22 protein-coding genes are annotated in these 24445 nt (G+C 59.9%); 8 read left to right on the forward strand and 14 right to left on the reverse strand.

Translation table 11 applies throughout. The annotated features are described in order from the left end of the window. Window positions 1–57 precede the first annotated feature (57 nt). A complete protein-coding gene (locus tag ACZ5G6_RS06190; protein ID WP_498692023.1) occupies window positions 58–267 on the reverse strand; it encodes a hypothetical protein in 210 nt (69 codons plus the stop codon). Between ACZ5G6_RS06190 and ACZ5G6_RS06195 the strand changes: the two genes are divergently transcribed. After that, window positions 178–1110, forward strand: a complete 933-nt coding sequence (locus ACZ5G6_RS06195) for a GrpB family protein (RefSeq protein WP_498691777.1) — start codon at window positions 178–180, stop codon at window positions 1108–1110. The genes ACZ5G6_RS06190 and ACZ5G6_RS06195 overlap by 90 nt on opposite strands. On the opposite strand, the gene ACZ5G6_RS06200 is transcribed toward ACZ5G6_RS06195, so the two are convergent. The 3 genes from ACZ5G6_RS06200 to ACZ5G6_RS06210 are packed head-to-tail and all read right to left on the reverse strand — an operon-like array spanning window position 1011 to window position 5935. After that, complete coding sequence (locus ACZ5G6_RS06200) at window positions 1011–4691, reverse strand: beta-propeller domain-containing protein (protein ID WP_498690187.1); 3681 nt, start codon at window positions 4689–4691, stop codon at window positions 1011–1013. The two genes, ACZ5G6_RS06195 and ACZ5G6_RS06200, sit on opposite strands and share 100 nt — an antisense overlap. A gap of 47 nt (window positions 4692–4738) precedes the next feature. Next, window positions 4739–5287 carry a trypsin-like peptidase domain-containing protein gene (locus tag ACZ5G6_RS06205; protein ID WP_498690189.1) on the reverse strand — a complete coding sequence of 183 codons (549 nt, stop codon included), beginning with the start codon at window positions 5285–5287 and terminating at the stop codon, window positions 4739–4741. Between the two features lie 27 nt (window positions 5288–5314). Beyond that, window positions 5315–5935 (reverse strand): D-Ala-D-Ala carboxypeptidase family metallohydrolase, encoded by a 621-nt coding sequence (locus ACZ5G6_RS06210; protein WP_498690191.1) that lies wholly within the window; start codon window positions 5933–5935, stop codon window positions 5315–5317. A gap of 210 nt (window positions 5936–6145) precedes the next feature. Between ACZ5G6_RS06210 and ACZ5G6_RS06215 the strand changes: the two genes are divergently transcribed. Further along, a complete protein-coding gene (locus tag ACZ5G6_RS06215) occupies window positions 6146–6502 on the forward strand; it encodes a trypco2 family protein (RefSeq protein WP_498690193.1) in 357 nt (118 codons plus the stop codon). A gap of 19 nt (window positions 6503–6521) precedes the next feature. Here the strand turns inward: ACZ5G6_RS06215 and ACZ5G6_RS06220 are convergent, their stop codons facing one another. The 4 genes from ACZ5G6_RS06220 to ACZ5G6_RS06235 form a co-directional block, all read right to left on the reverse strand. Then, window positions 6522–7766, reverse strand: a complete 1245-nt coding sequence (locus ACZ5G6_RS06220) for a flavin-containing monooxygenase (protein ID WP_498690195.1) — start codon at window positions 7764–7766, stop codon at window positions 6522–6524. 54 nt (window positions 7767–7820) lie between these two features. Beyond that, complete coding sequence (locus ACZ5G6_RS06225) at window positions 7821–8444, reverse strand: cysteine peptidase family C39 domain-containing protein (protein WP_498690198.1); 624 nt, start codon at window positions 8442–8444, stop codon at window positions 7821–7823. A gap of 277 nt (window positions 8445–8721) precedes the next feature. After that, window positions 8722–9594, reverse strand: coding sequence for an SDR family NAD(P)-dependent oxidoreductase (locus tag ACZ5G6_RS06230; protein WP_498690199.1), 873 nt, complete (start codon window positions 9592–9594; stop codon window positions 8722–8724). A 57-nt stretch (window positions 9595–9651) separates the two neighbouring features. After that, window positions 9652–10017: a TfoX/Sxy family protein gene (locus ACZ5G6_RS06235; protein ID WP_498690201.1), complete on the reverse strand. Its 366-nt coding sequence runs from the start codon at window positions 10015–10017 to the stop codon at window positions 9652–9654. Window positions 10018–10228: 211 nt separating this feature from the next. Between ACZ5G6_RS06235 and ACZ5G6_RS06240 the strand changes: the two genes are divergently transcribed. The 4 genes from ACZ5G6_RS06240 (at window position 10229) to ACZ5G6_RS06255 (ending at window position 15627) form a co-directional block, all read left to right on the forward strand. Further along, the gene (locus tag ACZ5G6_RS06240) at window positions 10229–10861 is read left to right on the forward strand and encodes an MBL fold metallo-hydrolase (RefSeq protein ID WP_498690202.1); all 633 of its coding nucleotides are present in this window, start codon (window positions 10229–10231) and stop codon (window positions 10859–10861) included. Between the two features lie 240 nt (window positions 10862–11101). Continuing rightward, a complete protein-coding gene (gene cspE, locus ACZ5G6_RS06245) occupies window positions 11102–11305 on the forward strand; it encodes a transcription antiterminator/RNA stability regulator CspE (protein ID WP_011773907.1) in 204 nt (67 codons plus the stop codon). Between the two features lie 413 nt (window positions 11306–11718). Continuing rightward, window positions 11719–14277, forward strand: coding sequence for a helix-turn-helix transcriptional regulator (locus ACZ5G6_RS06250; RefSeq protein WP_498690204.1), 2559 nt, complete (start codon window positions 11719–11721; stop codon window positions 14275–14277). Between the two features lie 84 nt (window positions 14278–14361). After that, entirely contained in the window at window positions 14362–15627 is a 1266-nt protein-coding gene (locus ACZ5G6_RS06255) for an APC family permease (RefSeq protein ID WP_498690205.1), read from the forward strand. A gap of 222 nt (window positions 15628–15849) precedes the next feature. On the opposite strand, the gene ACZ5G6_RS06260 is transcribed toward ACZ5G6_RS06255, so the two are convergent. From ACZ5G6_RS06260 to ACZ5G6_RS06275, 4 genes are all read right to left on the reverse strand, one after another. Further along, a complete protein-coding gene (locus tag ACZ5G6_RS06260; protein WP_498690207.1) occupies window positions 15850–16008 on the reverse strand; it encodes a hypothetical protein in 159 nt (52 codons plus the stop codon). Between the two features lie 38 nt (window positions 16009–16046). After that, on the reverse strand, window positions 16047–16610 hold the full coding sequence (locus ACZ5G6_RS06265; RefSeq protein ID WP_498690208.1) for a hypothetical protein: 564 nt from the start codon (window positions 16608–16610) through the stop codon (window positions 16047–16049). A gap of 276 nt (window positions 16611–16886) precedes the next feature. Continuing rightward, the gene (locus tag ACZ5G6_RS06270) at window positions 16887–17192 is read right to left on the reverse strand and encodes an Rv3202a family protein (RefSeq protein WP_223936225.1); all 306 of its coding nucleotides are present in this window, start codon (window positions 17190–17192) and stop codon (window positions 16887–16889) included. 455 nt (window positions 17193–17647) lie between these two features. Beyond that, the gene (locus ACZ5G6_RS06275; RefSeq protein ID WP_498690210.1) at window positions 17648–18535 is read right to left on the reverse strand and encodes an SGNH/GDSL hydrolase family protein; all 888 of its coding nucleotides are present in this window, start codon (window positions 18533–18535) and stop codon (window positions 17648–17650) included. Between the two features lie 217 nt (window positions 18536–18752). Between ACZ5G6_RS06275 and ACZ5G6_RS06280 the strand changes: the two genes are divergently transcribed. Continuing rightward, on the forward strand, window positions 18753–19742 hold the full coding sequence (locus ACZ5G6_RS06280) for an IS481 family transposase (protein WP_498686341.1): 990 nt from the start codon (window positions 18753–18755) through the stop codon (window positions 19740–19742). On the opposite strand, the gene ACZ5G6_RS06285 is transcribed toward ACZ5G6_RS06280, so the two are convergent. Together ACZ5G6_RS06285 and ACZ5G6_RS06290 are read right to left on the reverse strand one after the other, a co-directional pair. Continuing rightward, window positions 19739–21088, reverse strand: a complete 1350-nt coding sequence (locus ACZ5G6_RS06285) for a UDP-glucose dehydrogenase family protein (protein WP_498690211.1) — start codon at window positions 21086–21088, stop codon at window positions 19739–19741. The genes ACZ5G6_RS06280 and ACZ5G6_RS06285 overlap by 4 nt on opposite strands. Next, window positions 21085–22251 (reverse strand): glycosyltransferase family 4 protein, encoded by a 1167-nt coding sequence (locus ACZ5G6_RS06290; RefSeq protein WP_498690213.1) that lies wholly within the window; start codon window positions 22249–22251, stop codon window positions 21085–21087. The genes ACZ5G6_RS06285 and ACZ5G6_RS06290 overlap by 4 nt, the downstream gene beginning before the upstream one ends. Window positions 22252–22409: 158 nt before the next feature. Between ACZ5G6_RS06290 and ACZ5G6_RS06295 the strand changes: the two genes are divergently transcribed. Next, window positions 22410–24302, forward strand: coding sequence for an FG-GAP-like repeat-containing protein (locus tag ACZ5G6_RS06295; protein WP_498690215.1), 1893 nt, complete (start codon window positions 22410–22412; stop codon window positions 24300–24302). The last annotated feature ends 143 nt before the right edge of the window (window positions 24303–24445 follow it).

Consider the following 24445-nt stretch of genomic DNA (forward strand, 5'->3'; position numbering starts at 1 on the left):
CAGCGGGCAAAGCAAAGCGGGACGTATGCTTTAGTCGTGCTGAACGTAGCAATAGTGTCAGGGACCGAGAATGCGTCGTTGGTCCTTGAGAGGCTCGTAGAGCGCGGCGCAGTCGATGTGGCACGTTCGTCTTCGTTCGACCCCGTCGTGGTTGAACCAAAAGGTGACCGGATTCTTTTGCACAGGGTCGCGAGAACGCGTCCAACAACCGAGTTTGATCTCGTTCTTGCCGTCAGCGACGAAATGCAGCATTGCTGTGTGCGTCATAGCCCTGATCTTTTGCTTACGGACAAAGACCCTAAGATACTCCTCAGTAAGGTCGATGATTTGTGGGAGAACCGCATTGTTCCGTTCAACCGCAATCTCGTTGCGCTAAGGCCAATACACCGCAAGGGTCCAGCGGTGCTCGTTAGTCCCGATCCATCGTGGCGGACAAGCGCCGCGAGGATAGCCGAACGAGTCATGGGGACGACTTCAAGTATCGTTCGAGTGGACCACATAGGCTCTACCGCAATCCCCGGGCTGCATGCCAAGAATGTTATCGATCTCCAGGTTGGCGTGTCTGATTTCCACGACCTGGACCACGTATCGCAAACACTGTCCGAGGCCGGCTACCCGGCAGTGCCGGGGAAATGGTGGGACACTCCTACGAGCTACCAACCAGATCCCATGCAGTGGTTGAAACTCCTCCACACGCATTCCGACCCTGGGCAGCACGTCAACATCCATGTGCGAGTCATGGAGACGGCGGGTTGGTTATTCACATTGAGTTTCCGCGACTGGTTGCGGGCTGACAAGGAACACATGCGCCGCTACGCTGCCGAAAAACTTCGTATCGCTGCGAAGTACTCAAGCGACATGAATGCATTGAATTATGCGGCTGAGAAGAAACTATGGTTCCGCGAATATGTCGAGCCGCAGCTTTATGCATGGGTGGATCGGAACCGTTGGCGACCAGACTCACAGGTGGATCTACATCGAGATTCCCACTGCCCGGCCGGCGTCAAGTCTCATCCGTTGAATGACCTGAATACCGTCAGGGCCCCTGAACTTTCACCCACAGCCATAAGGCTGCCATCCTGGCCGCAGACTATCGCGGATGTGGGTTGAGAGGGCAAACGGATCTGCTGAACCAGATGCCCAGTTGGGAGATTCCACAAAGCTACGGAGCCACTTGCATGGACCGAGGCGCAGTGCGTGCCATCTGTCAGAAAGGCAAGCGCGAGAACCCGTCCAGCGTCCAGCGGGGGTATGACGAGTTTGCTGGTCTTCGTGTTCATGTCCCAAAGGCGGATGGTGCCATCCCAACCTCCCGTCAGGGCCGAGGCACCGTCCGTGGAAACTGCAAGTGCGGATAGCGGGCCGGAGTGACTTTCCAGGCTAGCCTCAACGGCACCGGTCGACACGTTCCACAACCGGGGTTTGTCATCGTGGCCGATGGTCATGAGCAACTCGTTGTTCAGGGCGAGGGCGGCATCGGTGACAGGGCCGGAGTGCGCCCTAAGGACGTGAACACAGTTTCCTGACTTGATATCCCAGATCCGGGCAGTGTCATCCCAACTGGTTGAGATCGCTCGAAGACCATCGTCGGTGACTCGAATACTCGCTATCCGGCTTGTATGGCCGGGAAGCTCCATGACCCGTCCGCCCCCTGTGAGGTCCCACAGACATATTGTTCCGTCCTGATCGCCCGTGATGACCCGTGCGACCGCCTCGCTGACGGCTACGGCAGTGACGCCGGATTCGTGTCCCGCTAGCTGTCGCAGCAAATCGCCCGTAGACACATCCCAAATACGTACGATGTGGTCGCTGCTCCCGGTAACGAGAACCGCAGTGTCTGGTGCCAACGCCAAGGCCGTTACCGGGCCGGAATGGTCTTTAAGTGTGTGTTGGCACTTACCATTGCCCGAGTCCCAAACCCGCGCTGTGGAATCACGGCTGGCAGATATCAACAGGGCTCTTTGCGAGTCATAGCCGAGGGATGTAATCGCTTCGCTGTGACCTTCAGGGTTGGGTGCTTTCAAGGTGACATCCAAGTCCCAGATGCGCGCAGTACCGTCGTCTCCTGCCGTGACAGCTACGTCACCGGACGCGGATATAACGACGTTTTTTACCGGCCCAGAATGCCCTTTCCAGGACTTAATAGTCTGACCATTGGCAACGTCCCAGACGGCAATTGTTCCGTCCCGGCTTGTGGTCGCGACAGTATTGTCCGTGCCCAGATGAGCGACGTCAGTCACCCAGTCACGATGATGGTGAAATACGACTGTGGTTTGCCCTGTAGACAAGTCCCAGACGCGGGCGGTTCCGTCCTGGGCAGTTGTAATAGCTTGATCGCCGCCCGGGCTGAAGATTGCGGAAGTGAGGGCTGACTCGTGGCCGACCAGCACATGAACGGAGGTCCCGGACTCCACATCCCATAATCTCGCGGTCGAGTCATTACTTATGGTGAGGGCCGTTTTGGAGTCAGCGGAGAACAGGCCCTTGGACACGCCGGCATTGTGACCTTCCAGTCGGAACAACAGATTTCCTTCAGCGAGATTCCACAAGCACGCCGTCGTATCCCAACTCGTGGTAAGCACAGTTCGTCCGTCAGGACTGATAGCCACGGATGTCACCCAATTTTGATGACCCTCCAGGAAATGGACTGGTTTCCCGGTGGAAATGTCCCACACGTATGCTCCATCTCTGCTTGTGGTGACGGCGCGTGCATTGTTTGGTGCAATGTCGACGGCGGTGACTTCTTCGGTGTGTCCTTCCAAGACATGCAGGAGGCTGCCGCTTGGAGCGTCCCATACTCTTGCAACCTCTTCCTGGGAGTTGGCAGTTATGGCAGTGGTGCCATCGGGGGTGATAGTACCGGCAGAGATAGGGCTGTCCGAGGCGCGGAGGGTGTGGATGAGCACGCCAGTCTGCAAGTCCCAAAGGTTGGCCGAGCCGTCCAGGCTCAACGTGAAGACACGTGAACCGCCGCCAGTTATCGAGGCTTTTTCCACGACTGAAGTATGCCCGGATAACGTCCGCAAGAGAGCGTCACTGCTGGTGTTAGTTGTCCACGATGGATAAATCCCTCGCGGGACGTTGAGTGCAAGATATTCGCGTGCGGAATCATAGAGTTTCTTGCCATCCATCACCATGGCTTGTAGGGCTAATTGCCCGGCTGTATAGGCTTCAACGGCTCCCTCATGGGTGCGTAGGTTGTGGGCTTCGTGTTCAAGGATCGTCTGAGATTGGTGCAGTCCGTCCTCTCCCTCTTTGTTCAGGTGGGCTTCAGTTTGCACCCTGAGGAGTGTTCCTATGACCCTGTCGATCCCAAGGGTATGAATGGCTTTGGTTAAGTAATTGGCATCCTGATAGAGGTGCACGAGCTTATTTGGTTCGATTTCCGCCGTGTGGATGGGGAGATGGGTCAGCGCATAGCCGCTTCCGTTGTCGGTCCAGCTTTGGCAGTACTCCAACAGCCTTTGCCGGACGGATTGGAGTACGTCTTCGGTGAACTTCGTGGATAGGTGCTGCCCGAATCTGGGATGGGCAAGCGTGTATCCCGCCGCATCGTTTCCCAGGATGACACGACGGATTTTTGGAAGGACGTTCCGGTCAAAATGGTCGCGCAACATTCCTGTGGGATCGGCAAACGCCTCCGGTACCAATGATTCCAGATCCGTCCGCGATAGGGGCCCGTGGGCGGCGGCCAATGTGGCGAAAAGCAGTAGCGCTGGCCTCTCTCCAGCCACTTTGAAGAGATCCTCCCACCAGCCATCGAGGTACGCCCTCAGGCCCTCGGGCTGCTGCTCAAGCTCTGCCACATCAAACTCCTTTTCCAGCGCCTCCTTGGCAAGAAGGCCGACGTACAACGGATCGGCACTGGTATCCGTATTCTTCGTGATGTTCGGAAAATCCAGGCTGCTGATGGCAGCTACTCTCATCACAGCATCAAGGGCCCCAGGTTTCTGTATAAGCAATTTGGTGTGAAGCCCCGTGGTAGAGAACAGATCAACAACAGACTTCGCACCCAAGCCGCCGAGCCTTAACTCAATGATGTCGGGCCCATGCAAGCGATATGTTCCCCGCCAGTCCTGTCCCGTATCCCGTATCGAAACAATGATGTGAAAATTCTTTGGTAGGGCTCCACCGATATAGTTGGCAATTGACCATCCTTGGATCTCATCAATACCGTCAAAGATGAGTACATTTGGCGTTCTACTTGATGCGGCTGCCTCGTACAGACGCTGGTGGAGGGTGGCCTGCAGAGACAGTCGGTCCAGCTGCGAGAAGTCATCGTAGGCGGAACTCAGGGAGAGCTGCTGCAAGATATTCCTCAGAAAAAATACTTCGTCCAGCCAGTATGGATCGTACCGGCTTGTGAAGAAATGAAAGGCCGCGCGAGAACCCAACCGTTGGGAAAATTCGACCAGTAGCGATGTCTTTCCGAATCCTGGTCTGCCTGTAATGGCCAACAAGCCGCCGGGTCCATCGATGAATGCGGACAACTTCTCCATTTCGTCCCGCCGCCCAACGAATCCGTCATTTTGTCGGCTTCTGAAGAGCGGGGTGAAGGCCTTGCTGAGATCGACCTTGTTCTCCTGGCGGGGCAGCAGATTGATGTCCTCGGGTCCTGCCAAGTTCAGATGTTTCCAGAAAACTGCTTTTCTTTCTTTAGGCAATGAGTCGATGGCCTCGATGGGGGTCAATGCCAGAGCGCCTGCTCCTTCGCTGGGGTTGTGATGGCGGATCACGCCTATGACGTCGTTGGTGCTGGACAGCACCGCCGCTCCAGACATGCCGGCCCAGGGCGAAGTTTCGAGATCGCCGGGGAGACAGCCGGCCAGTCCCTCGGCTGCGGAGGGTCGAGCTTCAATGCAAGGTAGCCTCGGACCAGACCCCTGCCGGGAACTGCGCGGAGTCCCTCTGCCGTTGGGATGCTTCCGTAAGTGTGGACGGCAATTCGGCCTTCACTAACCGCTTTAAAGCGTGGAAACCCAACGGCGACGCAGTCGCGGAGAACATCGAGGTGGTCCCGGTCGAGGCGGCCGTAGGACAGAAAGGGCAGATCTGTATCCTCTCGCAAGGCCAGAAGCGCAATGTCGACGGTGGCTGACCCGGAACGTACCAAGACGTCTGCGGGGAGCGACCCGTCCGCCTGCATAACTTCGTGCCCTGAACCTTTTGCCACATGATCAGCGGTAAGTACGATTCGCCCTCCAACAAGCAGGCCGGAGCCAACACGTGGTTGCCCGCGGTAGACGTACCCGATATTGACTATGCGCCCGGTTTCAAGAAGTGCCATTGACGTATCTTGCTTCCCGATCCAGGCCTATATAGAAGCTCTTTGGGTTCTCTCATGGACCCACGCGGCAAATTCGGAGTCGCTGAGCCTCGCCCCTGTGTAAACCCACGATTTCAGGTCCTCGCGCAGTTCTATGTGGATGGTTCCCGCGCCGAGACCGATGCCGACGTGCGGGCCCATCTCGTCGAGTGCCAAGGCAGCGACTTCAAGGGGTTCGATTCCGCTAATCTTGAAGTCAGCGGCTCTCCCGGCGATATGTGGGCTCTGGTCGGCTCCTTTGATGAGTTCGTTAACTGCCGGCGGCCGATAGCCCGAAACGATAATCAATGGAGCTTGGGCGCGCTCTTGAATAGCCTGAACCCTGCGTACGAGGTCGACGGAAATCCTGGCATACTGATAGTCGCGACCCACCTTTCCAACAAAGTTTCCGACCGTAAAGTTTGGAGACAGACGGACGTGAAGTTTGTCCGCAAGCTTGATGAGCGGAACCTTTGCATTGTCCACGGGGTCGGCATAGGTCATTCCTGCTTCTTCTTCAGTGGCAGTGGCAAATGACGCGCCGGAGGGATAAATGATGACATCCGTATGGTTTGCGAGTTTTCCTGGGATTTCATTAGTTGCGGATGTGAATCCGGTCTGATCCTCCACTGCACTCCTCGTCATCCAAGTCCGGAAAGTCCAACACCGAGACAAGCCGCGGTGGTGTGAGTCTAGTCCAAGGTCTCTACGTTTGGTATCTCCCAATAAGGGCCTTGTTTCTCCAACGAATCATTCTCCAGGTCAAGATCCGTCCAGCTCTTGACTGATAATCCTCCGCCATTGATTATGAGCTTCCGGGTGTTTTCTGGAGGGGCGGACATGGATAAATCGGAAAGTGCACCAGCCGGGGTCGGCTTGGCGGAGGCAATCCAGTCGCTGCGACTGGAACTTTGGGAGGCGATGGTTGCAGGCACTGGTAGTGACGTGCGGTTCCGTGTGGACAGCATCGAGCTGACAGTAGAAACAGCTGTGACAAAGACGGTCGGAGGCAAGGCCGGCATTAAGTGGTGGCTTGTGGAGGCGGGAGGAGAAGCCTCCAGGGAGTCCGCAGCCACGCAGACACTTAAGCTGTCGCTGAGTCCGCTCAATGGCCCAAACGAGCTTCTCATCGATGACAATGCGGAGGCCGACGAGAATAGCTTTGACGATAGTACGGCTGACGGGGACGCCGGATAAGCGCTGACGAAGGCGGCGGTTATTGCTGGTCGACTAATTTATGGGCCACATACTCCGCATCCAGGCCCACCCCTCCAACGATCGACGAGTAGTGCCGCGTGAGCCAGGGCAGGCCCACTGTGTACAGGCCAGGGCGTTCCATGACTCCGCGCGAGTGCCGCGGGTAGCCCCATTCGTCCAGCACGGGCATGTCGATGAAGCTCAGATCGAGCTTGTAGCCCGTTGCCCACAGGATGGATGTGATGTTTTCGTCGGCAAGGTTCAGTTTGGCAGGTTCTGCTGGCAGCCAATCGTCCTCGGGCTCCGGCGGTTGCTCGGGTGCGTCGATGCCCGCGGCCGCGATGTACGCCTCGATCGCGCGTCCGGAGCGCTGGGCGAAGGTGGACTCGACTGTTGCCAGGCGTTCGGGGAGGTCGTCGCTGAAGGTGATGACGCCGTCGTCGATGTTTTCCAGGTGGCCATGTAGATGCATGCCGCGGCGTCCGAGCTCGCGGAGGTGGATGTTGTGGCCGCCGTCCGTGCCGGAGAGCAGCGGGTTGCAGGCGAAACGGGCCGCGGGGGAGGGGAGCGCCTCACGGGTAAGGGCATTGATGCCGTAGTCCGGCCCATGTTTGCCGACTTCCAGCAGCCAGTAGATGAGGTCGTGGCCCCGGTACCGGCGCGGCGCTTCGGGGCACGTGGAGACAGCCAGGTGCACTTCGCGGCCCGCCGCGTGCAGTTCCTCGGCGATCTGCCCGCCCGACTGCCCGGTCCCGACAATCAGCACAGCGCCATCAGGTAGCTGCTCGGGATTGCGGTACTCGTGGGTGTGGAGCTGGAAAATGTTCTCCGGGAGATTGCCCGCAACGGCGGGAACCTTGGGGACTTGATAGGCGCCGGTCGCCAGGACGACGTTGCGTGCCTGCATGTGCCCGAGCGACGACTCGATGGTGAACCCATCCGCCGACGCCGCCAGCCGAGTCACGTCCACGCCGGTGCGGACCGGAGCATTGATCACTTCCGCGTACCGTCTGAAGAGGTTCACGGCAGCGATCCGCGGTATGAACTCGTCCGGTTCGTCACCGGAATAAGGCATCCCAGGCAGGCCCAGTGCGAGGTTCGGCGTGTTCATGTAGAACCCGTCCCACCGGTCCTGGAACGCACCTCCCAGCGAGTCGCGCCTTTCCAGGATTTGATGCTCGACGCCGGCCTGGGTCAGCCAGTAGCTCGTGGCGAGTCCCGCTTGGCCTCCGCCGATGATGACCGCTTCCGGGGTGCGTCCCATGGGGTGGATTTTACGCTTGGCAGGTCCTCTCTGGTACTTATTTGCCCATGGCAGTTAGGCACTTCGAATGTGAATCGCGCGTCCCGAGAAATGGGCCCAAAAAGTCTGCAGGTCCACGCGCAAATCGCAACCATCTGTCGGGTGCCGGCTGGATGGTCGATGGACTCGGATGCGGCCGGAACTGCTTATCCCCGCGATTACAGCGAGGTGGCCTGACTGACCGCCAGATTCGAAGGATGGGCTGATAGAGACAACCAGCATCCCGGGCCCAATCACGGCCTGGATGAAGTCTTCTTGAGAGGATAGCTGAACGAGGTCGGCCTCCAGACCATGCCTTTTGGCGTGGCGGGCGAGCCCAGAGTGGTTCCAACCGGATTGCTCGGTGTACGAGCTGTCTTGAAGTAATTCTTCGGTGATGACAGCAGGAGAGATTTGAAGACCTGGCACGAGATGGGCATACACCATTCGCAGACAAGCCACCCCGCAAGATCTTGTGTCCCAGAACGCCGCAGTCTCGAAGCTGGGGTAGCCAAGCTGCCGCCAATCATGGCTGACCATGGAACTGAAGAACGGCGTGCTTTTCCTCATCCAGCCAAGCCATTCTGACTTAATGCAAGCCGACATAGAAGAATCGTAGTTAACACGGAGTCCCCAATCATTCGTAGGCCTGGAGGCCATCCGCTCCCAAGATTCAGGAAACTACAACAATTGGATTATTGTCAATGAATCGACCATTTACCCGATATTGAGTATCGAAATGCCGCCCTTATGCGTCAGTTGAAGAAATATCGAGATTTGGCATCACTATTCCCTGGGTCCCGACACATTGTTTGGGGGCTTCTATTCCCGGCCTAGGGACCACCTTCGTTTCACAAACGAACCCCGTTCCGGTCTCATCTCATCCTGCTGGACTTCGACTGCGGGAGGTCAGTAGGCGCTAGGTTTCGCTGTCAGATCACAGGATTTTCGACAGTCGCGTGCATTCTTCCCATAGCCGCTTCCGCGCGGCGGGGTCAGAGCCCATGCCCGGTGTTGGCAGCTCCTTGCGCTTGGCCCAAAGCTTGCCGGACACCGCCGCAGTTTCTGGAGCGGTGGCCAGCCAAACGGCTGTGTCGGCTGCCTTCTCTGCCGGCTTGCCGAAGGTGTTTGTCATCCAGCGGAACGGTCCGCCGACGTCCTGCAGAAGACTGGTGTGCTTGACGAGGCCCGGATGAACTGCGTTCACCATCACGTTGGATCCGCGCAGGCGCTCCGCGAACTCTTGCGTCAAGAGAACCCGGCCCAGCATTGTCGGCGGGGTGGAGCGCAGGTAGCTGTACGTGCCCTGTGCCGTTTGAAGGTCGTCGAAATCGATCTTGGTGACCGACGGACCTCCCGAATACTTCGACGCGATGTTAACCACCCGCGAAGGCCGCCCCTCATCCTTGCTTGCGCCGCGCTTTAGCGCTTCAAGGAGCAGATTCGTGAGAAGGAAGTAGCCCATCACGTTAGTAGCGAACGTGACCTCAAGTCCATCTGTGGTCACGTGGCGTTCCTTGCGGAAAACGCCGGCCGCGTTGACAAGCACGTGTAGCTCGGCGTGGCGGGAAAGGAACTGCTCAGCGGCCGAGCGGATCGACTCTTGGCTCGAGAGATCGCAGGCAAGCGGCTCCAGGGTCGCCTCCGGCACGGTGGCCCGGATGTCGCGCATAGCGTCTTCTGCTCGAGCTTCTGTCCGTCCGGCCACGACGACGGTGGCACCTTCGCGTGCCAGCGCAGTAGCGATGGCCTTACCCAGGCCACCCGTGGCACCGGTTACCAGCGCTGTTCGTCCATTCATCGAAGGCATGGCTTGATCTCAGCATGAAACGGCAGGTTTGGCGAGGGTCCAACGACGGTGAGGTATCTAGTTTTTGGAAGGCCGTGCTTTGGGCTTCTTCGCTGGGAGCCCGGCCACGAAGTCAAAGGCCTTGGCCACCCATGGTTCGGCCTTCCCGGCGTCCTCGTTCCAGGCTTCCGGAAGACCGGTGTATCCGCCCATAGGACGCTCTTCAGGGCCGAAGGGTTGAGTTTTATGGTCAGCCTCGAGCGCGGCCTTATCAGCCTCGGAAAGGCGGACGCCGATGGTGGGACCGAACAGTCCCGCAAACATGTTGCCATTCACGAAAGCGCCAAGATTGCCGAACATCGGCTTGACGATGACGTCCGGATGATCGGGCAGCACAGAGCGGAAGCGTTCCTTGTCGGCGTCCGAGGGCTTGGGCATCTGCATTTGCTTTTCCTCCTAGGTTGTACCTCCATGGCAACTGTACGCAGAGCATGACAAGCAGCCCGGAAACCAGCAAGGGGGCTTACCTCCTCGACGGACGCGCGGACCGATGGGATTGTGGATCATGGCCACAGATCCCAGCGTGCGCGCTGGGCGGAACGATCTGTTGCTGCCGGGACACATCACGGCCTTGATGTGGGACTGAGGTGAAGAATTGAATTCTCCCGATGCAATCCGTGTTACTGCCATTCGTGTCGCCGAGCTGCTTGCCGAAGGCGAGGCAATGCCGGTGTATGTGCATGTCATCGACCACCCCGAGGGGCGCGTGCTGGTCGACACCGGCATGACTCAGCTTCATCCGGCGGTCGCCGACATGGAGCCACGCATTTATCCACTGAACGAGCAGGACTTCGACATCGGCAGCGTCGACATCGTCGTCAACACCCACCTGCATTTTGACCATTGCGGAGGTAACCACCTCTTCGCGGGCAAGCCCGTCTACGTTCAACGTCAGGAACTTGACGACGCCCGCAACCAGGACCACTACACCATCCCGGAATGGGTCGACCCACCAGGGATGCACTACGTCACCGTCGACAGCGAACTGGAACTTCTTCCCGGGATTCGGCTCCTTCGGACACCAGGTCACACTCGGGGCTCACAGGTCGTCGTCATTGACGGAGACGGACCGCCGACCATCATCGCCGGTGACACAGCGGTTTTTTTCGACGAACTTGATAACCCCCGCACCGAGGGGCAGCAGCTCATTCGCTCTTTGAATCCTGCAATGGTTTGGCTCGCGCACGCGCACACGCCATGGAAACCGGGAGTTTCAGTCTCGCCATGACCACCGAGGGCCCTCTTTAAAGGGGGTAATCCCGCCATCGGATTGATTAATCTGACGTCGCACTAGCTATCTGCTCAGATCTATGTAAACTTGACGGTGTTGTTGTGTTTGGCATTTGGTAGTTCAGGCAGTCCCCGCGATCCATCTGGATCGCGACCTTCTGAAGTAACGGTGGAGAACACCCCACACCGGAGACCCGAAAGTCGGGAGAATCTCCACCTTCAGTAAGGACTGAAAAAAATGGCTACAGGTACCGTGAAATGGTTCAACTCCGAAAAGGGCTTCGGCTTCATCTCTCCTGAGGATGGCAGCCAGGACGTTTTCGCTCACTACTCTGCGATCAACTCCTCGGGCTACCGCTCCCTCGAAGAGAACCAGAAGGTTTCCTTCGACGTCGAGCAGGGCCCCAAGGGTCCCCAGGCAGTAAACATCCAGGCTATCTAGTCTTCGGATAAACGAAAAACAGGGCCGGTCATGGACCGGCCCTGTTTTTTCTTTGTCGTTGTAGTCGAACATATATACGAGTTGTTGTTGGTTCCTTAGAACACATATCCACATAGCGAATTACACCCCTGTAACTCACCTTCGAACGTCCGTAGCGTGGTTGGTAATCCACTACGAAACCGAGGGCCTCTCATGGACGAACAGACTGCAGACGACTCCTTTCCACACGCTCTGGCACGGCACGCGCACCACCTAGACCACCACCGCGAGCACCTATTTTTGCCCAAATCACCACCTAGAAGGGCGTTAAACGGCCTGTGCAAGGCTGTTTTGCCACCTAGTCCCGTTTCCGAGATCTAACCTGCGAAGTGAGCCGCATGTCGGTCATCCACAGAAACAGAAGGTTGGATCGAGTGTTCGATTCTGAGGTTCAGCGCATCCTCGATTTCGTTGGCCGCGGCATAGGCGTGCGGATTATTGGGGCACCCGGAAGCGGCAGGACCACGGTGGTGCAAAACGTGGTGGCCAACTTGGAAAAAACCGGGATGGCTATCCACTTCATCAGCGGCCTGCGCACGCATCGCTCCATTCCTTACTCCGCCATTAAGAGCCTGGGGTTGGAGCTTCGGCCCGGCCGCAGTGGAGTCATGGACATCGCGGATGCGCTCTCAAGCCAGTTGTCCAAGGCCGGAAAGCACGTGCTGGTAGTTGACGACATCCATCTGGTGGACAACGAATCGCTGGCAGTCCTGGAGTCGGTTCGGCGAAGGTCCGACTGTCCGCTGATCGTTACGGCTCCGGACAACGGCTCGTTCTCACGGGGGCAACTGGCCGTCATGAACAGTGGCCGTGAAGCCTTGATGCAACTGGACCCACTCCACTATGAGCAGGTACACACCTTGGTGGCTCAGGTCTTGGGGGCTCCTGCAGACGCGGACACAACCGCGCGAATCCTGACAAAGTCCGGCGGAAACCCTCGACTCATTGTCCGGATCACGGAGACTGCTGCCTTAAGCGAGCTGCTGGTCATGCGTGGCCGGCAGTGGCAGATGACGGGTGACACCCTCTGGAACGACCATCTGAGAGGAACTCTGGAGGCACTCCTTGCGGACCTGGCCACGGAAGAAATCACTGCCCTGCACACCATGGCAATCCTTGGCACAGCCCGCGTAGACGTTCTGCAAAAGGTGGTGCAGCCCGACGTGTTGGAAGGCCTTGAACGGCGGGGATTCCTGTCGGTTATGGACGATCACCACAATGGGCCGATCGCCGCTATAAGTCCGCCCGTCATCGCCGATTATTTCAGGGGCCAGAAGACGCTCAGGGACCGGCATCTCCTCCGGAACAAGATCGCTGGAGCACTTGAGACTGTGCCTCAAAGTGCGCAGGGCAATTCAACCACTGCCGACTGCTTATCCCGGGTGCTCGCATCCTTGCGGCTCGAGAAAGGAAACGACGACGCCGTAACGGCCCGGCATTTTGACGATCACAGTGCCGCTCGCGAACGCACGCGCTATGAACGATGGCAAGCGAACAAATCGGCAACCAACGCCGCAGCTCTGCTCAGGGTCTACTGGGGAGCGCCCGTGGACGTCATGCGTGCCACTCGCGTCTGCCGGGAGACGTCCACTCTCAACGGCGACCCGACTGACGTTCTCTTTCTCACGATCACCAAGGCTTTCCTTGCAATCTACTCAGGGCAAGGCGTGAGTACGGCAGTGGACATCCTGAAAGGATTCGCTGAGCACAACCCCGAACAGGCCTCTACTGCCGAGGCCGCGATCCTCTTTATCAACGCCTCGCACGGCCGGATCCCGCCGAGAACGGAGCCTTCTGCCGGGGGCTCTGAGCACGATCCGCCCGGTTTGGAGGGACTCGTCCAAAGCTTGCTTGACCTGTATCGCTTTCGGCCGGGTACGGTTCTCAGCGTGACCGAGAAGGCTGAGGATGACGACGCCTTCCCCCACCTCCGTCCGTTCCTTCACGGGTTCGCGCTCTTTGCAGCAGGCAGGATCGAGGACTCCTTGGTCTTCGCGCTGGATTGGCGTGCCGAGGCCCGCCGAAACCTCGATCAATTCGGTGTGGTGGCCAGTAGCTATGTTGCAGCGCACGGCCTGCTGTACCGCGGGTACTTCGAAGAAGCCGAATACCTCATGAGTAGTGTCTTTGCCATGGGCCGGCCCGGCTTCGTCGTCGATGTCCTTTATGACGCGATGCTGCGGCTCGCCGGCCTACGGCACGCGACGACGGCCATCTCACCGGCGTTGTCCATCGCCTCGCAGGCGCGGAGTGAGGTGCCTGATGTTGGCCCATTGCCCGGCATCGGCAAGGGTGTACATGAGCTCGTTGCCGCAGAGACTACCCAACCCTCAGTTTTTGATCGGCGGGCAGTAAAGCTCATCAAACGCCAGATGAAGAGCGGCTACATCCTGGAAGCAACAATGACGGCGCTGCTCTGCACATGCCTGTGTCCCGGAGGACCAGTTCTTGATATCCTCCGCAAGATCCTGCGGGACAGTGGGGTAACGGCTCATGACCAGATGATGGCCGTTGCCAGCGCGGTTGTGGAAGGCGATCACAAGCTGCTCGGTCTCCTCCTGAAGCACTACGAACTGGACGCCGACAACTATCAGATCGGCATGCTGCTTCGAGGTGCCCTCAAGCGTCACGTTCTGGAGGGGAACACGGCAGCGGCCGAGGCCATGGCCGAAGCTTCGTCTTTGTTCGCGGCAAGGTTCCCGTCAACCAACGAGCAGCTATCCTTCAACACTTTCAGGACTACGCCCCTCACGGAACGCGAAATTGAGGTTGCCGCGTTGGCGGGACATCGCTCGAACGTTGAGATTGCTGAACATCTGGGGATCAGCGCGAGAACAGTGGAAAACCATATTTCCAACGCACTGCGAAAGACCGGCGCAACCTCGCGTAACGGCCTCTTCATCCTCGTGGGCAATTCAATGGCGGCGCGCTGACTCACGTTAGGCTGAACGTATCTTCCAGTACGAGTCCGCCGGTGACACCGGCAGAGCTCAGACCTTAATGCGTGAAGGGTTCTCGTGAGCAATTCCCCGGCCTTGGCCCGCCGCCTCGGCACCTTCGATGCTTCCCTCATCGGCTTAGGCTCCATGATCGGTGCCGGCGTCTTCGCGGCGTTCACACCAGCCGCTGCGGCAGCAGGATCCGGACTGCTGATTGGTTTGATTGTCGCGGCCTTCGTGGCCTTCTGCAATGCGACGTCTTCCGCACAACTCGCTGCCAGGTACCCCACCTCCGGCGGAACATACGTCTACGGACGTGAGCGGCTTGGGCCCTGGTACGGCTTCCTGGCTGGGTGGGGATTCGTGATCGGCAAGACGGCCAGCGCTGCAGCCATGGCCATGACCTTCGCAGCCTATGCCGCGCCGGCGGGCTGGGAACGCCCGGTGGCGATTGCCGCCGTCGTAATTTTGACCGCTGTGAACTATCACGGAGTAACCCGCACCGCGGGACTTACGCGAATCCTGGTGATCGCCGTCCTGACCGCTCTGGCGATAGCAGTGGCGGCCGTTTGGGGTGGTTCCGGACCTGACTTCAGCAATTTTGTGGGGGAGGGGCTGCTGGCGCACGGCTGGTACGGCATACTGCAGTCGGCTGGGCTGCTTTTCTTTGCCTTCGCCGGATACGCGAGGATCGCCACGATGGGGGAGGAAGTTCGAGAGCCCCGCCGCACCATACCCCGGGCCATCAGCATCGCCCTGGGAATTACGATCGTTATCTATGCCATGATCGCTGTCACGCTGTTAGCGACCCTGGGACCCGACGGCGTTTCCGGAACGCCGACACCCCTCGCAGACGCCGTCGACGCCGGTGCGATGTCCTGGGCTGCTCCCCTCGTTCGGATCGGAGCGGCAGTGGCCTCGCTGGGTGCCCTCCTCGCGCTGATTGCAGGGCTGGGCCGGACCAGTTTGGCGATGGCACGCGAGCACGACCTCCCGCACTGGCTCGCCGCCGTCCATCCGCGGTACAAGGTTCCACACCGGGCCGAAACAACGCTGGCCGTAGTGATTTCCCTGATCATTGCCGTGGCTGACCTTCGTGGTGCAATCGGCTTCTCGTCGTTCGGCGTGCTGCTTTATTACTTGGTCGCAAATATCGCGGCCTTCACTCAGCCCGCCGAGGACCGCCGGTACCCAAAGGCACTCCAGGTCGCTGGAGCTGTTGCTTGTGTGGCATTGGTTGCGACGCTGCCGCCGCTGTCCGTCGGGCTGGGTGTGCTGATGTTTGTGGTGGGCATCGTGTTCCGGTTGGTCCGTTTGCGCCGAAGTCCCTCAAGCCTTAGATAAGCCCACTCGGCAAGCCGGCTGGGCACGACTCCACCTGGGGGTTCTTAGGTGGAGCCGTGCCGTCGTGCCTCCTTCGCCTAGGACGAGTGGGGTTCCCGCCGGACACCGGGTTTCTCGTCCCGAAGGCACAAAAGCAGACTATGGCCGGAAATCGGGACTAGGTGTTCTTTCGTTCGCTCTAGGTATCCAAAGGCGAGCAAATCATGGCTTTTTGGGTTCGCTTCACGCAAAAATGAGTGTTTGCTGGGACGGACTAGGTGGTGAGCCGCCCAGCTCATCGACGCGTGCTTCGTCGACGAACACCTCGCCGTCCACTACCTCCGCGATGCGCAACTGGATGGGTTCATCCCCGGGTGGCGTCATGAGGGTCTGCGAGCCCACCGCGAATGGGCCATTGATCTCTACTGGTTCAGTGGCTACTACTCACAACCGATTCCGTCGTGGTCGTTGTCCAAGCCGTAGATGTCAGAACCAACCACCGTCACTGGGCCTCTCACGTAGGCCGGTCCGTTGCCTTTACCTCCGGCACAGTCGACGTCGGACGCAACAGGTACGCAGGCACCGGCGTAGTTCGGGTCGCACCCACTTTGAGCGGCGGGGGCAGGCTTCGCAGCCGCAGCGGCAGCAGCGGCCTGATCTGCGGCGGCTTTGGCAGCGGCCGCTTGGTCGGCGGCAAGTTTGTCTGCGGCAGCCTTGTCAGCCGCTGCCTTGTCCGCTGCCACTTTCGCGGCTGCGTCCGCTGCCGCCTTCTCCGCCGCGGCTTTTGCCGCGGCGTCTGCAGCGCGTTGATCAGAAAGCTTTACTGCTGTTGCAGAGTCCAGCCAGGCGAGTTTTCCCGATTGATCGACTGTGCAAATGTATGTTTCGCCCGCCGCGACTTGGGTGTTCTTCTCTGTGGTGCAGGCTTTCCCGGCTATCTTGCTTGGCGTTGGAGTAGGCGTAGGCGACGCAGATGCGGACGTCGATTCCGTGGTGCTGCTCACCGATCCAGCAGCTCCCATTGACCCCGAACCGCAACCGGTCAGCAAAATCATCAGTGATCCGATGGCTGTGATTCCCAGAGCTTTACCGCGAAAACCCCGTGCCGACTTGCCGCCGAAAAGCGAGTGTTTTCCGGCGCGCGAAAGTTGTGTGTGCAATGTGTTGCCCCCTTAGAGTGCGCCCATGCGAAAAGGCGCGTGGTGCGACAGTAACACCGGTCACACGGGCCCCAACAGGAGAAGTCTTCTATGACTTAGCGCACGGATTGGGGGCTGCTTCTAGCCGACCTCCTCGTTGTTTTCGCGGTAGTCGTCTTCCTCGTCGAAGGAGGGCGCGAGTGCCTGCTCGATATAGTCTCCTTCCGCGGCCTCTGCTTCAGACATGCCAGCGAGTCGTGTAAACGCTGAACCGCCGGGAAGCACGTCTGTCCGCTGCTCCAGAACATCGGCCTCAGGGGCGTCATCAGGTAGCGGTTTCATGAGCTCAGACTCTTCAGAGCCCTCGGGTAGGACGGGCGTCTGCTGCTCAACAGCGTCTGCTTCAGGTACTTCACGCGGCGCTTCTGGCTTTTGTCCGATGTTCATCGTTTTCCTCCTTCTCGCTAACGGACTCGCTAATAGACCTGCACGGCTCCTAACCTGAGCCCAACAACCACGATTGGTCCGTTTGCGTTTCCTTCGGGTGCCGGCGCAGTTTCCGGATCAGCAACTCCAGTGGCCACACCAACACCCGAAGTGCCCCTGCCACCAGCAACAGAATCACAAAGAGCACTATGGCTGGCAGACAAAACACAAACACCGTGATTGCAGTTATGAGATAACCGACGATATAAGCCGTTATCACTCCCGTGTCCACGGTGAGCTCCCGAAGATTGAATTACCAATAGAGGGTCTTGCCCGGTGTCGGCACCGGGCTACGGTTTAACGGGTTTCGGTGGGGCGGATCTACACAAATAAAATACGCCCAACACGCATCCTTGTTAAGACGCCCTTGGCCTTGATGGAACCTCCTTGCACGGCCTCTGCTGAGGAACGAAAAGTCATCGCTCCACCAGTGCCTTGGACGCTTCCGAAGGGTTCTCGCTTTCGAAGACAGGGCCAGCAGACGGCCGCTTCGCCCGGCGTTCCTCTACGGAACCGTGGGGTCGCAGCTGCTTGAACACCCAAGGGAAAAAGTATGCCCTTGCCCACGCGAGGTCACCGGCCCTGGCTTGGCGCCAGCTGCTTTCAGGCAGCTCTTTGGGTTCAAACGGCCGCAGCGTATGCGGGACATTGAGGGTATCCAGTACTGCCATGGCAACCGTGTGATGACCCAGCGGGGAGAGGTGCAGCCGGTCAGGGTCCCACATACTTGGGTCCTTGAGTTGCCTCAGGGCCCAGAGATCTGTGATGAATGTGCCGTGACGGGCAGCAATAGCGTGAACGTTCTCGTTAAAGATGGCCACTTTGCCGCGGTTGCGTCCCAGTATCGGGGTGGATCCCCAATCGGGTCCCGTAAACAAAACAATCTTCGCGCCCGTCTCAGCCAAAAGGCTCACTCCGGTCTCAAGTTTGCTGGCAAGCTTGTCCGGATCGCTGCCGTGGAACACCATATCGTTCCCGCCGGCAGACAACGTGATCAGGTCAGGCTTCAGGGTCAGTGCCTGACCGATCTGCTGGTCGAGGATCTGCTGCAGCAGCAACCCACGCACGGCAAGGTTGGCATAGGCAAGATCCGGGTGGTCGGCTGCGAGTTCTTCGGCAACGCGGTCAGCCCAGCCGCGCAGCCCTCCGACGCTTCCTGGTTCCGGATCCCCAATCCCTTCGGTAAAGGAATCCCCAAGCGCCACATATCTGCTCCAAGGGTGCGAGCGGTCCTTGGTATTCTGCTCGGCACCCGCTTTGAGATCAACAAGGCCTCTGGTGATAACCCGGCCACGCCACCTCATTGCCCTACCTCCTTGTAAGGAAAAAGGTTTCTTACATTGTGGATAACGGCGGTACTTGTCGTGATGTTCCCGGGAGTTCGAGCCGGCTAGATGTACTGCCCAGGGACGTTGGTTGGGTGAATGTGATGACTCGCTGGAGTCGTTGACCCAAAGGTGAGGACCTCCGGTTGCACAGTGGAGTTGCTTAGACAACCGCTGAGGCGACCAGGAGGTCCTCATGTCCCACGCTAATGCCGCTTTGACGCCACGCCAACGTTTACGCGTCGCGCGTCTGGTCGTAGAACACGGTTGGCCGGTGTCGCGGGCCGCCGAACAGTTCAATTGCTCCTGGCCGACGGCGAAGCGCTGGGCTGAGCGCTATGCCGCGATGGGCGAGGCAGGCATGGCCGACAGATCCTCCCGCCCGCACAGGGTGGCGAACCGGACGCCGCAGCAGCTGGTGCGCAAAGTCGTGCATCTGCGCTGGAAGCAACGGCTGGGGCCGGTCGCGATCGGCGCGAAGCTGGCCATGCCGGCCTCGACCGTGCACGCGGTTCTGGTCCGGTGCCGGCTGAACCGCCTCCATCACGTGGATAAACGCACCGGCGAGATCATCCGCCGCTACGAGCACGACAGGCCCGGGGCGATGATCCACGTCGATGTGAAGAAGCTCGGCAATATCCCCGACGGCGGCGGATGGCGCTACGTAGGCCGAAATCAGGGCGACCGGAACCGTGCAGCGACACCGGTCAGGTCCGGCAGCCGCAGCCACCCGGTCATAGGCACTGCCTATGTGCACACGGTCATCGACGACCATTCCCGGATCGCCTACGCCGAAATCCATGGCGACGAAACAGCGGCCACCGCAGTTGGAGTGCTCAGGCGTGCCGTGTCCTGGTTCGCTGCCCGCGGCGTCACCGTCGAGCGGGTCCTGTCAGACAACGGCTCGGCCTACAAGTCCCACCTCTGGCGAGATACCTGCCGGGAGCTGAACATCAAGGCAAAGAAGACCCGGCCCTACCGCCCGCAGACCAACGGAAAGATCGAACGCTTCCACCGAACCCTCGCCGACGGATGGGCCTTCAAACGCTTCTACGCCACCGAATCAGCCCGCAGAAACGCCCTCCCGGCATGGCTGCACCACTACAATCACCACAGGCCCCACACCGCAATCGGAGGCCACCCGCCCATCAGCCGCTTAACCAACCTGTCTGGGCAGTACAGCTAGAGGAACATTTCCTCCGCCACCACCGCCGCTCCGGTCCCTAACCCGCGGACGGTCCATCCCGCGCTTCGCCAAGCCTCAGCGTCCAGCACGTTCCGAGCGTCCAGCACCATCCGCCGTCGTACGAGCGAGCCCGCAAACGACGGCGAAAGGGAGACGTATTCGTCCCATTCAGTGAGCAGAAGCACCAGCTCAGCGCCCTCAAGGGCGCGCTTGGTGGATGCCTCGAAACGGATCTGGGGGTAGCGGATCCAAGCGTTGTTGATGGCTTTGGGGTCGGTGACGGTCACGTGCGCACCGGCAGAAGCGAGCTGCTGGGCAACATCAAGGGCGGGTGAGTCGCGGATGTCGTCAGTGTCTGGCTTGAACGCAGCACCGAGGATCGTCACCGTTCTGCCGGACAGGAAACCTCGGCACATTTCCCGTGCCACATCCACGGCGCGGGTGCGCTGGTCCAGGTTGATGGTGTCCACCAATTCCATCCATCGGTCCACGGACGGGACGTCGAGTTCGCGTGCCTGGGCTCGGAAGGAGCGGATGTCCTTGGGCAGGCAGCCGCCGCCGAACCCGAGTCCCGCATGCAGGTAACGGTTCCCGATACGCGGGTCCAGGCCCATGGCTTCACTGAGTTCGCTTACGTCGGCACTCGAGGCGTCACAGAGCTCTGCCATTGCGTTGATGAAGCTGACCTTCGTGGCCAGGAAAGCGTTCGACGCCGACTTGATCAGCTCCGCGGTGGCAAAGTTGCAAACCAAACGGGGGATGCCGGCGCTGATCAGGGGCTCGTACACGGCATCCAGAACGGCAGTCACGGGAGCGCCGGCTGCGGCGCCCTTCCCGCCGGGGACGCCGTAAACCAGACGATCGGGGACCAACGAATCCTTGACGGCCGTGCCCTGGCGCAGGAACTCAGGGTTCCAGCCGAGCAGGACGTCCGAGCGGCGGGCCAGGACCGCGTGCAGCGTCTCCACGGTGCCTACCGGCACGGTGGACTTACCCACGACGGCGGCACTCTTGGCCAAGTGGGGGAGGAGGCTCTTCGTGGCGCTCATCAGATGGGAAAGATCGGCCGTGTCAGAGGTCTTGGACTGCGGTGTGCCCACGCAGAGGAAATGGACTTTGGCGTCGGCTGCCGCTGAGAAGTCAGTGGTGAACTTCAGACGGCCCGTGGTGCGGCCGTCGCTGAGCAGTTCGTCCAGGCCGGGCTCGTGGAAGGGGGCCAGCGCTTTGTTGAGCTGCTCAACCTTGTGGGAATCTACGTCGATGCCCACCACGGTGTGGCCCATGGACGCGAGCGTTGCGGCGTGGACTGCGCCGAGGTAGCCGCAGCCGATCACGGAGATCTTCATGAGGAGGGTCCTTTGCTTGAGGTCAGTTCAGTGGGGCCGGCTTCGCTGGGAATGCCGGCGACGACTTCGTTGTAATGCCGCACCAAGTCCGCGGTGAGCACGGGCCACGTCCGGCCTTGGACCGAAGCGGTTGCTGCCGCTGCGAACGCGCGCCGCTTGGCGTCGTCGCCCATCAGGTCCTGCACATAGTCCCGAAGTTGGGTGAGGTTTCCCGGCTCGTACAGCCAACCCGTTCGGGAGTTTTCTACGAGGTCCAAGGGGCCGCCGCGGCCGGTCGCGACCACAGGAACGCCCGATGCCATGGCTTCCTGAATGGTCTGGCAGAACGTCTCGAACTCGCCGGGATGGACGAAGAGATCGAAGGAAGCAACGGCCTGCGCCAATGAATCCCCGCCGAGGAAGCCGGTGAAAACCGCGTCCGGCAGCGCCGTTTGGAGTGCTTCCCGTTGCGGACCATCACCAACAATCACTAGCTTCGTATCCGGCAGGTCCGCGAGCACGGCAAGGTCTTCCACCTGTTTCTCCACGGCGAGGCGGCCGACGTAGCCGATGATCCGATGACCTTCAGGCGCTACCGAGCTGCGCCACGCCGTCGAACGTTTCGCTGGGTTGAAGCGCGCGGTGTCCACGCCGCGGCGCCACATATCAACGCGCAGAATGCCGCGTCCGCGCAACTGGTTCAGCGCGAACGTAGACGGCACAAGGGTTCGGGTGGCCAGAAGGTGGATGTTGTCCACGCGGTTCCACGCCCAGTTCTCCAGGAACGGCACGCCATAGCGGGCGGCGTAACTGGGAACTTCGGTTTGGTAGATCGCAACCGTCGGTATGCCGAGTTGATCGGCGGCCTGCACTGCGCGCCAGCCGAGGACGAACGGGGAGGCGAGATGAACGACGTCGGGCGCGAAATCGGCAAGGATTCGCTTGACCCGATTCACACCACCCAACGCAACCCGCACATTCGTGTAACCGGCCAACGGCACTGAGGGAAGCCGGTGCACATACGCACCCTTGACGACGCTCGAAACATCAGTGTCCGACGTCGACGGCGCGATCACCATCACCTCATCCCCGCGCTCCTGCAGATGCTCCAGCACCCGCAGTATCGAGTGGGTTACCCCATTCATCAGTGGCAGGAATGATTCGGCGATGATTGCGATCCTCACGCTTTCAACGGTGGTCGGGACGGTTGGCCTTGTGGGTTCGAACGGGTGGCCTGTGGAGGAAGAGTTGGTTAACAGGAGGGGCTTCTGTTGTCGGAGCCGCCCGGTAGACTCCCGTTCTATGACGCGCTGCCGCGTCTCGACTTTTGGGGGGTCTTGCCATGTTTGCTGCTGGGGATGGTTCGCGCGCGCTTGGGGGAGTAAACGTACGACGACGGCGCCGGGCGGCGGCGCGGTCAGCCGCCGTCGGGCTGGGCCTGACTTTGTTGCTGGGAACCGTCGGTTCGCCGACGTCTCCCGCGATGGCCGACGCGGTGACGGATATTTTCTCGACAGGTGAGCAGCCGGCAAGGATTGCTGTTAACCCTGTGACGAACACGGTGTTCGTGACGTCGATCGAAGGCGTGACCCGTATTGGGGGACCAGCCGGGGCGCCTGCCGTGGACGCCGGAGACAGGGCCTTCGATGTTGCCGTGAATACGGTGACCAACAAGATCTACATCACCACAGCAGGCGGCTATGTTTCCGTGGTGGACGGGGCCACGTATGGTCCCGCTGTGCGCGTGCCAATGACCGCGGAACCGTCTGTCCTGGCTGTGAATGAAAGCAGCAACAAGATCTATGTCGGCATCAGCGGCGGCGTCACCGTTATCGATGGTGCAACCAACGCCACCACTACCGTTCCGCTGACCGGTGGCGCCCAGAACATTCAGGTGAACCCTTCTACAGGCAAGGCCTATGTCCTGTCCGGCGGGGCCATCAAGGTCCTTGATGCAAGCGCCAAAGTCACCGCTTCGATCAACATCGGTGCCGGCGGCATCCTGGACCTCGCGATCAACAAAGCAACCAACAAGATCTACTACACAACGCTCGGCCGATACGGGGCGGGCGTCAGTGTCATTGATGGAGCAACAGACACTGTCACAGGAAAGTTCAGCAGCACCAGCAAGCTTGGACAGTTGGCGGTGAACCAAGCCACCAACAGGCTCTACGTCGCTGTGGACGGTTCTTCCATGGACGGGGCGGTCAAAGTCATCGACGCCGCCGCCCTTTCTGAAATAGCCCAAGTACCCACCTCTTCGTCCGTTAGGGACATTGCGGTGAACGAGGCAAGCAACAAGATTTACGTTCCCACCTCTGGCCGGGGAACCACGATCATCGATGGGCAAGACAACAGCAGTTCCGCTGTCTATACGGGGCAGGAGCCGTTTGCCGCTGCCGTGAACCCCGCCACAAACAAGGCTTATGTGGTCAACATAGAAAGCGATTCCGTAGCCGTGATTGACGGGTCCGTATCGGTACCCGCCAAGAACGACTTCAACGGCGACGGTCGGGCAGATGTTCTGGCTCGGGACGGCGCCGGTGTTCTGTGGTTATATCCGGGCAACGGTTCGGGTGGCTGGCTGCCTCGTGCGCAGGTGGGCCAAGGCTGGAACGTCATGACGGCCATGGTTGCTCCCGGGGACTTCAATGGGGACGGCAAGGCTGATGTTATGGCCCGCGACGGCGGTGGCGTGCTGTGGCTCTACCCGGGCAACGGTTCGGGTGGCTGGATGCCTCGTGCGCAAATCGGCAGTGGCTGGGAGGGCATGAGCGCGATCGAGGGAATCGACTTCCGCGGTGATGGGTTCGCAGACCTGGTTGCCCGGGACCGCGGTGGCGCATTGTGGGTTTATCACGGCGATGGCAACGGCGGCTGGCTGCCCCGTACCTGGGTGGGCTCCGGCTGGTCCGACATGTCCGAGATCACGGGCGTGGGCGACTTCAACGGTGACGGCCTGTCCGATATTGCTGCCCGCGACGGCGCCGGTGCGCTCTGGCTCTACCCGCCCAACGGATACGGCAGCTGGCTGCCACGACAGGCCATCGGGCAGGGCTGGAACGTCATGAATTCCCTGGTAGGACCCGGCGACTTCGACGGTGACGGACGTGCGGATATCCTCGCCCGCAACGCTGCCGGCGAGCTGTGGCTGTACTCCGGTGCTGGCGGGTCCGCGTGGCCTTCGGCTTCCCGCGTTGGCACGGGGTGGAATGGGATGACGGCCATTCTTTAGAAGTCCGTTGGGAGTGCAGAGACGCGGACTTCTGCACGCGTTCAGGGTTTGTCCATTGCGGACAACCCCGTCGGTTTTCGGCTGCCGAAGTCAGTGTGCGCTGTTGCATTTCGCGGTGCCCCTCCGCTGCGTTCGATTCGGCT

This window comes from Arthrobacter sp. TmtSoilC51 (assembly GCF_055388015.1).